The organism is Streptomyces sp. NPDC028298, from assembly GCF_055565895.1.
Map to the genome: position 1 here is coordinate 915745 of NZ_JBVHTL010000001.1, position 12922 is coordinate 928666.

Consider the following 12922-nt stretch of genomic DNA (forward strand, 5'->3'; position numbering starts at 1 on the left):
TCCGAAATCCGCCCTCGCGGCGCCGGGACGTTCCCCTGCGTGGACACCTCCGACACGTCAGGATGGGCTGGGGCAATACTGGCGAGCGGCACGGACGGGCAGGACCGGCGTCATCGGCGCCGAGGCGTCCTCCCTGTCGGCCGACGGACTTACCGCACTTCTTAGGAGCCAACCGGATGAGCACTTCAGCCCAGATCGGCGTCACGGGTCTCGCGGTCATGGGGCGCAACCTCGCCCGCAACTTCGCACGCAACGGATACGCGGTCGCCGTGCACAACCGCACGTCGGCGAAGACGGACGCGCTGGTGGAGGAGTTCGGCCACGAGGGCACGTTCGTGGCGGCCGAGACGGCGAAGGAGTTCGTTGCGGCCCTGGAGCGGCCCCGGCGCCTGGTGATCATGGTGAAGGCGGGTGAGCCGACGGACGCGGTGATCCAGGAGTTCGCCCCGCTCCTGGAGCCCGGCGACATGATCATCGACGGTGGCAACGCGCATTTCGCGGACACCCGGCGCCGTGAACGCGCGCTGCGCGAGCAGGGCATCCACTTCGTCGGCACGGGCGTGTCCGGCGGCGAGGAGGGCGCGCTGAACGGGCCGAGCATCATGCCGGGCGGCTCGGTCGAGTCGTACGCCTCGCTCGGTCCGATGCTGGAGAAGATCTCCGCGAAGGCCGCCGACGGGTCGCCGTGCGTCACGCACGTGGGTCCCGACGGCGCCGGGCACTTCGTGAAGATGGTCCACAACGGCATCGAGTACGCCGACATGCAGCTCATCGGCGAGGCCTACCAGCTCCTGCGTGACGTGGCCGGGTACTCCCCCGCCCAGATCGCGGACATCTTCCGCACGTGGAACACCGGCCGGCTCGACTCGTACCTGATCGAGATCACCGCCGAGGTCCTGTCGCACGTGGACGCGACGACGGGCAAGCCGTTCGTGGACGTCGTCCAGGACCGGGCCGAGCAGAAGGGCACCGGCCGCTGGACCGTGCAGATCGCGCTGGACCTGGGCGTGCCGGTGTCGGGCATCGCCGAGGCGGTCTTCGCCCGCTCGCTGTCCGGACACGCCGCGCTGCGCGAGGCCTCGCGCGACCTCGCCGGTCCGACGGCGCGCAAGCTCGACGAGTCCGAGGCCGCGGCCTTCGCGGACCGGGTGGAGCAGGCGCTGTACGCGTCGAAGATCGTGTCGTACACCCAGGGCTTCCACGAGATCACCGCGGGCAGCGACGAGTACGACTGGAACATCGACCTCGGTTCGGTCGCCTCGATCTGGCGCGGCGGCTGCATCATCCGGGCGGCCTTCCTGGACCGTATCCGCGCCGCGTACGACGCCCGGCCGGACCTGCCGAGCCTGCTGTCGGACGAGACGTTCGCCCAGGAGATCGGAGCGGCGCAGGACGACTGGCGCGAGGTCGTCGTCGCCGCGACCCGCCAGGGCGTGCCCACTCCCGGCTTCTCGGCGGCCCTCGCCTACTACGACGCCCTGCGCGCCGAGCGACTGCCGGCCGCGCTCACCCAGGGGCAGCGGGACTTCTTCGGAGCGCACACGTACCGCCGGACGGACCGCGAGGGGTCGTTCCACACGCTGTGGGGCGGCGACCGGTCGGAGGTCGAGGCGTAGCGGTCGCCCCGCGGGCTGTCACCGGGCGCCCCGGTCCCGCCCGCTCGTCCGAAAGCCGTCACGTTCCCGGAAGTTTCCCGGAAGGTTCCCGGAAGGGGGGCGTGACGGCTTCGGCGCGTTCGAGGTCGGGGTGGCGGGCTTGCGGGCCTGGATGCCCGGGTTCCTGCGGGCATGGATACCCGGGATCCTGCGGGCGTGGGTGTCGGCCCCGGCGCGGCCGGGCGAGGCTAGCTGCGCTGGCCCGCGAAGAGTTCCAGGTGGGCGCAGTTGGGACAGCGGAACGCGTCGATCTGCCAGCGCGGTCGGCCCATCAGTCTGGCACCGCCCAGCGGGCCCCGCTGAAGCGCGCCCTCGACCCACCGCGCGAACCCGCGAGCGCCCTGTCCGGAGTCCTCGACGAACCCCGGCTCCAGCCCAACATGACCGCACTGCGTGCACCGTATGTCGTTCACGCGCGGGAGTGTATTGACATCGTCCGGCACCGCGGTGACCGGGGCCGGTGGGCCCGCTGGTGCGGGCCCACCGGTGCTCCGGGCCGGTCGGCCGACTGGGGACGGGCACGCCAGTCACCAGGGCCGGCCGGCTGGGTGCGTCAGGTCAGCGGCCCCGGCCCGGGCTGGGGTTCCGGCACCGGATCGGGGCCCGGCGGCTTCGGGATCGGGGACGGGGAGGGTACGGGCTCGGGCCCCGGTGCGGGATCGGGCCCGCCCGGGTTCGGCCCCGGCGGGGGGCCGGGTTTCGGCACGGGGGGCGGTCCGGGCTTCGGCGCCGGTACGGGGTCGGGGCCGCCCGGGGTCGGTCCCGGTACGGGATCGGGGCCGCCCGGGGTCGGCACCGGGTCCGGGAAGGGTGACGGCCCCGGGGGTTCGGGGCTCGGTCCGGGCGTGGGTGCCGGCGGCACGGGGTCGGGATACGGCTGTGTCATGGCGGTCCTCCAGCCAGTCGGTACATCGGCCCTCTGGACGTGTCTCCCGCGTACCCAGCGCCCGAGCGCCCACTCACCCCGTCGCGCGGGGAAGGCCGCCTGGACGGCCCAAGCCGGGGCGCGACGACGGCCACGGAGGTCCGGGGACGCCGAGGACCGACCGAGATGGCCCCGCATGGACGGGACTCGGACCGGACCGGACCCGAGTGCACGATCGGCACCACCCGGCGCGGCGGCGCCCCGCTCGGCGCCGCTCTCGCCCCTACCCGGCCGCGCGCACCCGGCGGACCGCGTCAGCCGCTGCGGCGAGCCCGAGGCGGGGGCTCGACAGCACCGGCACCGCGGTCGTGGTGAGCCCCTCGGCCGCGGTCATGGACGCCTGCGCGAGGACGATCGCGTCGGCGTCGGCGACCGCGTCGGCGGCTTCGGCCACCACGCGGGCGCAGCCCTCCGAGTCACCCGCCTCGAACAGCGCCCACGCGCCCTCGACGAGGGCCGTCCGGGCCTCGACGGGACGATCCGCCCGGCGGGCCTCCTCCTCGACCAGGGCGACGGTCGGTTCGAAGGTGTTGGCCACGGTCGCGAGGACGACGACCCGGGAGCCCTTGGCCACCGCGGCGGCGGCCATCGGACGGTCCACGCGGAGCACGGGCACGCCGACGTCCGTCCGCTCGGCGATCGCGCCGATGGTCGAGCAGGTGCACAGGACGACGGGGGCCCCGTCGGCGACGGCGTCGGCCAGCTGCGCCCGGACCTCGTCGGCCACCGCTTCGGGCCCCTCGCGACGGGCCCTGGCGAGCAGTTCCTCGTCGACGAGGTGCCGCAGCTCCAGACCCGGATGGTCCGCGTCGCGCAGGGCGTCGAAGACGGGGATGTGAGCCGGTGACGTGTGCAGCAGGGCGAGGGGCCCGAGGCCGGGGTGAGCCGGGGCTGCAGTGGGCGCCGGTTCAGAGGCCTGGACCCGGGACCGGACCTGGCTCTGCGCCGAGGGCCGGACCGGGTCCTGCGCCGAGGGCTGGACCTGCACCTGCGCCGAGAGCTCGACCGGCGCCTGCGTCGAGGGCTGGACCTGGACCTGTGGCGAGGGCCGGACCGGGGCCGGAGTCATCAGAAGCGGCCGGGGTGTGCCGCGAGCCACTCCATCGCGGCCTCCAGCAGCGCCGGGTCGGCCGCCGGAGCCTCCTCGGGGTGCCGGGCGGCCCACTTCACGACGTACGGGCAGAGCGGCGCCACGACGACACCCTCACGGGCGGCGATGCCGTACAGCTCGCGGGCGAGGGAGCCGGCGATGCCCCGGCCCTCGTGCTCCGGTTCCACGATGGTGTGCACCGGGACGAGGGCCCGCGCGGGCTCCTCCAGGACGAAGTACTCGATGTGCCCGACCACTTGGCCCCCGGCGAACGCCTCGAGGCGGCCGGCCGGCCGGTCGTCGCGGATCTCGATGTCGCTCACGGGCACTCCTCGGGTCCTGAGTCCTGGGGTCCTTCGGTCCTGCGTCCTGCGATGCCGCCGCGCCGCCCCTCAGACGGTGACGGGCACGGCCTGCGGGCTGCGCTCCTGGTCCGAGCCCGGTACCGGCTCGGACGGGTCGGCGCCGAGGGACACGATCCTGTTGTCGCGGTCCACGTGCACGACCGCCGGCCGCAGCGCCCGCGCCTCCGCGTCGGTCACCTGAGCGTAACTGATGATGATCACCAGGTCGCCGGGGTGCACGAGGTGGGCCGCCGCTCCGTTGATCCCGACGACACCGGAGCCGCGCTCCCCCTCGATGACGTACGTCTCCAGACGGGCGCCGTTCGTGATGTCGACGATGTGGACGAGCTCGCCGGGCAGCAGATCGGCGGCGTCGAGCAGATCGGCGTCGATGGTGACGGATCCGACGTAGTGCAGGTCGGCCTGGGTGACCGTGGCACGGTGGATCTTGGACTTGAACATGGTACGAAGCACGAGGAACTCCCGAATCGTCTGCTCCCTGCCTGCCTTTGCAGGTCAAGGGCGTCGCGCACAGGTTACCGCGACTCCCCATTCCGGACAGCCCCCTCAAGCCCCCCCCTCAGCCCCCCTCAGGCTCCCCGGCGATCCCGGCCTCGAGCCTGAGCGCGCCCCCCGTCCGGCACTCTCCCGGCCGTATCCCCAGGAAGGGATCAGGCGAACGACAAGTGGCGGCGGCAACCGGCACACGCCTTTCCCGGTCACTTCAAGATCGACACATGGAATTTTCCCGGGTCCGCCGCCCGCGGGGAAATGCGACCCGATTCGGACATGCCGCACCCGAGAAAGTTCCTCATTCACCTATTGGCGTTTCGATGATGTGTGAAGTGAGTGAACGAGACGCCACCATCAAGGAATTGCTCCGATTCCCGGCACCCCTTCCGGCGTCCACGATTGACCGAATCGATGCGTCCGTACAGCGCCCCACTGGTTCAACATTGACCAGCCAGTAACAACAGGGCTACCTTTCAACGCGTTTCGAGCAGGCTTTATTGAACGGTGTTCCCGGGGTTTCCGCAGGTCCCGCTGGAATCCGACGTGCCGCCATCGTTGTCGTACCGCATCCCCCACCATGCAGTCTCAGCTTGATTCGGAGAATCATGACGTCTGCTGTGCGTTCCGAGGACATGATCATCGGCATCACCCCGTTCGGCGAACCCGACGCCCACTTGGCCGCGGCGGTGTGCCGGGCCGGTGGGCTCGGCGTTCTCGACCTGGGCGACGGGGACCGAAGATCCCGTGACGCCCTGGAACGCCTGCGCCGCCTGGCACCGGGCCTGTTCGGGGTGCGGATCGGCGCCCGCTGCCGCCTGGACCCCGACGACCTCGCGCCGGGGACCGGTGACGCCGGCCGGCCGGACACGGTGGTCCTCGCGGTCGACGCGCCCTGGCGGACCGGTGACCTGACCGCCGACCACCGTGTGCTGGTGGAGGTGAGGGACCTCGACGAGGCGCGGGCCGCGGTGCTCGCAGGAGCGTACGGACTGATCGCCCGCGGCAGCGAATGCGGCGGCCGGATCGGGGAGTTGAGCACCTTCGTCCTGCTCCAGCGGCTGCTCACAGCGCCCGACATGACGCTCCCCGTCTGGGCCTGTGGCGGCATCGGCCCCCGGACGGCCGCCGCCGCGATGGCCGGCGGGGCCGCCGGGGTGGTGCTGGACAGCCAGCTCGCGCTGCTCGCCGAGTCCTCTCTCCCCGAGGCGGCCGCGGCACAACTGCGGTCCCTGGACGGCTCGGAGACGACCGTGCTGGCCGGTCACCGGGTGCTGCTGCGGCGGGGCCCGGACGCACCACGCGTCGAGCGGGACGACCCGGAGACGGTGGCGGCGGCACTGGGCGCCCAGGATCCTCGTACCCAGTTGCTGCCGGTGGGTCAGGACGGCTTCCTCGCCGCCCGGTTCGCGGAGCGCTGGGGGGACGTGCGCCGGACGGTGCGCGCTCTGACGGACGCGGTGCGCGACGTCGTGCGCGACGACACGGCCGCCGCAGCACTGGGCATGGGCTCCGCGATGGGCCGGGCGCTCGGCACCCGACTGCCCGTCGCCCAGGGACCCATGACCCGGGTCAGTGACCGCGCCGAGTTCGCGGCGGCGGTCGCCGAGGACGGCGCCCTGCCCTTTCTCGCACTGGCACTGGCGGACGGCACGCGCGCCCGGGCGATGCTGACCGAGACCCGGGCCGCCGTGGCCGGGCGGCCCTGGGGCGTCGGCGTGCTCGGTTTCGCGCCGGAGGAGATGCGTGCCGCTCAGTTGGAGGCAGTACGGGAACTGCGGCCGACGCACGCCGTCATCGCGGGCGGGCGGCCTTCCCAGGCGCGGGCGCTGGAGCGGGAGGGGATCCGCACGTTCCTGCACGTGCCCTCGCCGGGGCTGCTGCGGCAGTTCCTGGAAGCCGGGGCCCGCCGGTTCGTGTTCGAGGGCTCCGAGTGCGGCGGACACGTCGGTCCGCGCGGCAGTTTCCCGCTCTGGGAGGCGCAACTCGCTGTCCTGGAGGACTTCTTGGACGACACGGCCGACAACGGCGGCAGGAAGGGCAAGGGCGGCGGCGAGGGTGCAGGAGACGGGTACGGCGGGGACACGGCGGAGGCGCTGGAGGTGTTCTTCGCCGGCGGTGTCCACGACGAGCGCTCGGCGGCGATGGTCGCGGCGCTCGCGGCCCCGCTGACCGCTCGCGGGGCCGCCGTCGGGGTCCTCATGGGCACCGCGTACCTGTTCACCGAGGAGGCGGTCGCGCGCGGCGCGATCCAGCCGCTCTTCCAGCGCCAGGTGCGGGCCGCCGAGCGGACCACCCTCCTGGAGACCGCGCCCGGCCACGCCACCCGCTGCGTGCCGAGCTCGTTCACCGAGGGGTACCGCGCGCACGAGGGGCGGCTGCGGTCCGCGGGCGTGGCCGACCGGCGGATCTGGGAGGAACTGGAGCAGCTCAACGTCGGGCGGCTGCGGCTCGCGAGCAAGGGGGTGGAACGGGACGGCGGCGGGGCGCTCAGGTCGGTCGGCGAGGCGCGCCAGCTCACCGACGGCATGTTCATGGCCGGGGAGGTGGCCGTACTGCGCTCGGCCACCACGACCCTCGCGGCGCTGCACGAGTCGGTGACCTCCGGGGCCGCCGGCTTCCTCACGCGGCAGGCGGCGGGGCTGCGCGACCGGCTCGGCGAGCGACCGGGCGCGGCCGGGACGCGGGAGCCGGTGGCGCCGCCTCCCTTGGACGTCGCTGTCGTCGGAATGGCCTGCATGTTCCCGCAGGCGCCCGACCTGGCCGCCTTCTGGGCGAACGTCGTCGGCGGCCGGGACGCGGTCGGTGAGGTTCCGCCCGACCGCTGGGACCCGGCCGTCCACTACGGGCCGGGCGCCGACGGGGCCCCGACCACGAACGGCGGCTCCCCCTCCGACGGGTTCGCCCCCTTCAGTGGTGCCGTCCCCTCCAGCGGTGCCGCTCCCTCCGACCGGGCCGCTTCCTCCAGCGGGGCCGTGCCCTCCAAGTGGGGCGGCTTCCTGCCCCGTATCCCCTTCGACCCGCTGCGCTACGGCATCCCGCCGGCCTCGCTCGGCAGCATCGAGCCGGTCCAGTTACTGTCCCTGGAGGCCGCCCGGCGCGCCCTGGAGGATGCCGGATACGGCGACGGGGGAAGGGAGTTCGACCGTTCCCGTACGTCGGTGGTGTTCGGCGCGGAGGCGGGCAGCGACCTGTCCAACGCGGCCACCCTGCGCGCCGTTCTCCCGTCGTACCACGGGCGCGTCCCCGAGGGCCTCGACGTCCAGTTGCCCCGGCTGACCGAGGACTCCTTCCCCGGCATGCTCGCCAACGTGATCTCCGGCCGGATCGCCAACCGGCTGGACCTCGGCGGCGCCAACTACACCGTCGACGCCGCCTGCGCCTCCTCGCTGGCCGCGGTGGACGTCGCGTGCAAGGAACTCGTCGGCGGCACCAGCGAGGTGGTGCTGTGCGGCGGCGCCGACCTGCACAACGGCATCAACGACTACGTCCTGTTCTCCTCGGTGCACGCGCTCTCCCCCACCGGGCGCTCCCGCTCCTTCGACGGCTCGGCGGACGGCATCGCGCTCGGCGAGGGCGTCGCCTGCGTCGTCCTGAAGCGGCTCGCGGACGCCGAGCGGGACGGCGACCGGATCTACGGCGTGATCAAGGGCCTCGGCAGTTCCAGCGACGGCCGCTCCCTGGGTCTGACCGCGCCCCGCCCCGAGGGGCAGCGCTCGGCGCTGGAGCGGGCCTACCGCAACGCGGGGGTGTCACCGGCGGACGTCGGGCTGGTGGAGGCGCACGGAACCGGGACCGTGGTCGGCGACCGCACCGAACTGACCGTCCTGGGCGAGGTGTTCGGCCAGGCCGGGGCCGAGCCGGGGAGCTGCGCGCTCGGTTCGGTCAAGTCGCAGATAGGACACACCAAGTGTGCCGCCGGGCTGGCCGGGCTGATCAAGACGACCCTGGCGCTGTACACCGGGGTCCGGCCGCCCACCTTGCACCTGGAGCACCCCAACGCGGCCTGGGACGAGGCGAGCAGCCCGTTCGTCTTCCACATCAGGGCCCGGCCCTGGGCGGCTCCGGCCGGTCAACGCCTCGCCGGTGTCAGCGCGTTCGGCTTCGGCGGCACCAACTTCCATGTGGTGCTCGGCGCGTACGCGGACGGGGTGGCACCGGCGCAGGCGCTGGACGAATGGCCCGCCGAACTGTTCGTGTTCCGGGGCCGGGACACGGCGGCGGCCCACCGGGCCGTCGAGGACCTGCTGGTGGCCGCCGAGGCCGACGGCCGACCGTGGCGGCTGCGCGACCTGGCGCTGAGCGCGGCCCGCCGGGCCGACGTCTGTCCGGATCCGGCGCGGGTGGCGGTCGTGGCCGCGGACGTGGACGAACTGGTCGGGCGGCTGCGGAAGGCGCTGGCCGGGGAGCACGATCCCGCGCACGGCGTCCACCTCGCCCAGAGCCGGGCCGAGGACCCCGCGCGCGACGTCCGCCTCGCCCAGGACCCGGCCGAAGGCCCCCCGCACGGCCCCCACCTCACCCAGGACCCGGCTGACGGCCCCACGCACGGGCCCCACCGCGCCCAGGACCCGGCTGACGGCCCCACGCACGGGCCCCACCGCGCCCAGGACCCGGCCGAGGGCAAGGCGGGCGAGGGCAGAGCGGCTGAGGGCAAAGCGGTCGAAGGCAAGGTCGCCTTCCTCTTTCCCGGTCAGGGCAGCCAGCGCCCCGGCATGCTCACCGACCTGTTCGTCGCCTTCCCCGAGCTGCGCCACTACCTCGAACTCGGCGCCGACCACGCCGGCCGGCTGTACCCGCCCGCCGCCTTCGACGACGGCGCACGCGACCGGCAGCGGGCGGCGCTCACCGACACCCGGGCCGCACAGCCCGCCCTCGGCATCACCGGACTCGCCGCCCACGCCCTGCTCACCACGGCCGGGGTACGGCCCGACATGGCCGCCGGGCACAGCTACGGCGAACTGGTCGCCCTGAGCGCGGCGGGCGCCCTGAGCCCCGAGACGCTTCTGGCGCTCAGCTCCGAACGGGCGAAGGCCATCCTCGCGGCCGCCGGGGCCGACCGCGGAGCGGACCCGGGGACCATGGCCGCGGTCACGGCCGGCGCCGCGGAGGTCGCGGGAGCGCTCCGGGCCGTGGAGGCCCCGGCCACGGTGGTGGTCGCCAACCGCAACGCGCCCCGCCAGACGGTGATATCCGGCCCGGCCGACGCCGTCACGGACACCGTACGTCTGCTGCGCGAGGCCGGGTACGACGCCCGGCGCATCCCCGCGGCCTGCGCCTTCCACAGCCCTCTGGTCGCCGGTGCGGGCGCTCGGTTCGCCGAGGCGCTCGCGGCCCGCCCGGTGCGCGCCCCGGAGTTCCCGGTGTGGGCCAACCGCACCGCGATGCCGTACGCCGCCGACCCGGACGCGGTACGGGCCGAACTCGCCGCGCAGATCGGCGCCCCGGTCGGCTTCGTCGAGCAGATCGAGGCGATGTACGAGGCGGGCGCGCGGATCTTCGTCGAGGCCGGGCCCGGATCCGTGCTGACCGGGCTGGTCGGACAGATCCTCGGCGACCGGCCGCACCGGACGGTCGCCTGCGAGCCGCGCCCCGAGAGCGGCCTGCGCGGCTGGCTGGACGCCCTGGCGCGGCTGGCCGTCGCCGGGCTGCCGGTGCGGACCGGCTGGCTGTTACGGGGCCGCGACGCCGTCGACGCGGTGCGCACGCCTGTGCCGAAGCGGCCCGGCTGGACGGTCGACGGACAGTTGGTCCGCACCGCCGCCGGAGACCTCCTTCCCGGTGCGCTCGCACCGGCCCGACGAGTCGTGGAGACGACTGTGCCGACGAACCCCCCGCACGCGGTCCCGTCCGACCGGGACGGCCGCCACGGCACGAACGGCGTGCACGACCTGCACGCCGGAAACGGCAGCAACGGCGCGCACTACCAGGACCGCCAAGACGCCCAGGACGCGGTGATCACCGAATTCCTGCGCACCAGCCGCGAGATGGTCGCCGCCCAGCGTGACGTGCTGATGACCTACCTCGGTGCGGTGGCCGGTGAACGGACCGCCGCGCCGCCCGCGCCCGTCCCCGTGCCGGCACCGCGGGACACGACGACCGCCGCCGCGCCCCAGGCGGAGCCGGAACCACCGATGTCGGCGCCGCCCCGGGCGACCGGGCCGTCGGACGACCAGGCACCCGCCACCGGGTCGGCATCGGTTCAGGACGTCGACGTCCAGCAGATGGTCCTGGAGATCATCAGCGAGCGAACCGGCTATCCCCTCGACATGATCGAGCCCGATCTCGACCTGGAGGCCGACCTCAGCATCGACTCCATCAAACGGGCCGAGATAGCCGGCGAACTGGCCCGGCGCCTCGGCGCCGGGGACGGCGCGGACCTCACCGGTCTCGACGACGCCGAGCTGGAGGATCTGGCGAAGGCACGGACCGCCGCCGCGGTGACCGACTGGCTGACCGCGCGGCTCTCCGGCGCCGCCGAACCGGCCGCGCTTCCCGCCGAAGCCGCCGAGGCCGCCGGGACGATCCCGGCGGCCGACATGGCCGACACCGCCGACCCGGCTGAGGCCCCCGCGGCCACCGAGCCCGGAGAGTCCGCCGAGTCCGCCGAGGCGTTCGAGGCGTCGTTGACATCGGCGGCGTCCGGCACGGTCGAGGCCGTATGCGCGGCGAACGGCGAAGCCGTGAACAGCCAAGCTCCGAACGGCGATGCGGCGAGCGGCGACGCGGTGGTCGGCGACGAGCTGAACGCCGCGACGGTGAGCGGCGAAGCGCCCAAGCGGTATGTGCTGCGGTCGGTGCCCCTCGGGCCGGAGGGCGGCGCCGCGGATCCGGCGGCCCTCCTGTCCGGGACGCGGTGGGCCGTCCTCGGCGACGCCCCCGAGATCGGCGCCCGGCTCGCCTCGTACGGCGCCGACGTCGTCGTACACGAACGGGAGCATCTGCTCACGCGGGAGGACGGACGGGTGGACGGGGTCGTGTACCTCGTCACGGGTGGCGCGCCGGTGCTGCCGGACGCGTTCCCCGTCCTGAAGGCCGCCCTCGCCATGGCACCGACCCGGCTGCTGGCCCTGCGGGCGGTGGGCAGAGGTGCGCCGAACACGGCGGCAGCGGGGCTGCGCGGCTTCTTCCGCACGGTGGCGCGCGAGTACCCGTCGACGGTCGCGCGGACGGTGGAGGTGGTGACCACGTCGGCCGTCTCGGACACGCTGACCGTCGCGGACAGGCTGCTGCTCGCGGACGCGCTGGTCGACGAGCTGGGCACGTCCGACCTCGCCCCGCTCGTCCTGCGCCGCCCGGAGGGCCGGTTCGGCCTGGAGCTGGTCGAGTCACCGCTGGGGATCCTCGGCGGCACCGGAGCGGGCCCGGCCGGTGCCGGTGCCGCCGAGGCCGCCGCGCTCGGCCTGGACCGGGACGCGGTGGTCCTGCTGGCCGGCGGGGCACGCGGCATCACCGCACAGTGCGCCGCGGCCCTCGCCGCCGCCGGACGCTGCCGGCTCGAACTCCTCGGCAGGACACCGGCGCCGGACGGCCCGGAGGACCCGGACACGGCCGCCGCGCATACCTCGGCCGCACTGCGCGCGGCGCTCGCCGCGCGCGGCGGGACGACACCCGCGGCGATCAACCAGGCCGCCGAACTCCTCCTCGCCCAGCGGGAGATCGCCACGACACTCACGGAACTCAGGGCGCTCGGAAGCGAGGTCCGCTACCGCTGTGTCGACTTCCGGGAGCCGGACGCGGTGCTCCAGGCGGTGAAGGACATCCACGCCGAGCACGGCCGCCTCGACGGTGTCGTCTACGCGGCCGGGGTGATCGAGGACCGGATCATCGCCGAGAAGACCCCCGAGTCCTTCCAACGGGTCTACGGCACGAAGGCGACCGGCGCCGACGCCCTGCTCACCGCGCTGGAGGAACTGCCCGACGGACCGGCGTTCACCGTGCTGTTCGGCAGCATCTCGGGCGTCCTCGGCAACCGGGGCCAGGCGGACTACGCGGCGGCGAACGACGCGCTCCAGACCCTCGGTTCGGCCTGGGCCGCGCGCACCGGGCACCGGGCGCTGACCGTGCACTGGGGGCCCTGGGCGCCCGCCGCCCGGCACGGCGGCATGGTCAAACCGGAGCTGGCCCGCGCCTACGGCCGCCGGGGCATCGGCCTGATCGACCCCGAGGAAGGCACCGCGGCCCTGCTGCGTGAACTCGCCTGGGGCGACCCGTCGACCACCTCCGTCGTCTACACAGCCTCGGGCTGGTGAGGGGTTCGGTGACGGGTCCCGCGGCAGACGCGGCGAGGGACCGGACGGCGAGTGTGGCCCACGCAGCAAGTGCGGCGAGGGACCGGATGGCGAGTGCGGCCGAAGTAGCAGGTGCGGCCAGGGACGGGACGCCGAGTACGGCCGAC

General features: G+C 74.3%; 6 protein-coding genes. 2 read left to right on the plus strand and 4 right to left on the minus strand.

Translation table 11 applies throughout. The annotated features are described in order from the left end of the window. Nucleotides 1-176: 176 nt before the first annotated feature. On the plus strand, nt 177-1616 hold the full coding sequence (gene gndA, locus ACZ4TO_RS04160; RefSeq protein WP_468023365.1) for an NADP-dependent phosphogluconate dehydrogenase: 1440 nt from the start codon (nt 177-179) through the stop codon (nt 1614-1616). Nucleotides 1617-1843: 227 nt separating this feature from the next. Here gndA and ACZ4TO_RS04165 read toward each other — a convergent pair whose 3' ends face one another. The 4 genes from ACZ4TO_RS04165 to panD all read right to left on the minus strand — a co-directional run bounded on the left by ACZ4TO_RS04165 (nt 1844) and on the right by panD (nt 4488). Next, nucleotides 1844-2068, minus strand: coding sequence for a hypothetical protein (locus ACZ4TO_RS04165; RefSeq protein WP_382779137.1), 225 nt, complete (start codon nt 2066-2068; stop codon nt 1844-1846). A gap of 735 nt (nt 2069-2803) precedes the next feature. Beyond that, nucleotides 2804-3439, minus strand: coding sequence for an aspartate/glutamate racemase family protein (locus ACZ4TO_RS04170; protein ID WP_468023779.1), 636 nt, complete (start codon nt 3437-3439; stop codon nt 2804-2806). Between the two features lie 209 nt (nt 3440-3648). Continuing rightward, nucleotides 3649-3993, minus strand: a complete 345-nt coding sequence (locus tag ACZ4TO_RS04175; RefSeq protein ID WP_382779135.1) for a GNAT family N-acetyltransferase — start codon at nt 3991-3993, stop codon at nt 3649-3651. Between the two features lie 69 nt (nt 3994-4062). Further along, entirely contained in the window at nt 4063-4488 is a 426-nt protein-coding gene (gene panD / locus ACZ4TO_RS04180) for an aspartate 1-decarboxylase (RefSeq protein ID WP_355767909.1), read from the minus strand. 644 nt (nt 4489-5132) lie between these two features. Here panD and ACZ4TO_RS04185 point away from each other — a divergent pair. Continuing rightward, on the plus strand, nt 5133-12776 hold the full coding sequence (locus tag ACZ4TO_RS04185; RefSeq protein WP_468023366.1) for an SDR family NAD(P)-dependent oxidoreductase: 7644 nt from the start codon (nt 5133-5135) through the stop codon (nt 12774-12776). Nucleotides 12777-12922 lie beyond the last annotated feature (146 nt).

What these genes read in the sequence shown, in the direction of transcription:
- gndA (WP_468023365.1), top strand. Translation starts at nt 177, where the DNA reads ATGAGCACTTCAGCCCAGATCGGCGTCACGGGTCTCGCGGTCATGGGG.
- ACZ4TO_RS04185 (WP_468023366.1), top strand. Translation starts at nt 5,133, where the DNA reads ATGACGTCTGCTGTGCGTTCCGAGGACATGATCATCGGCATCACCCCG.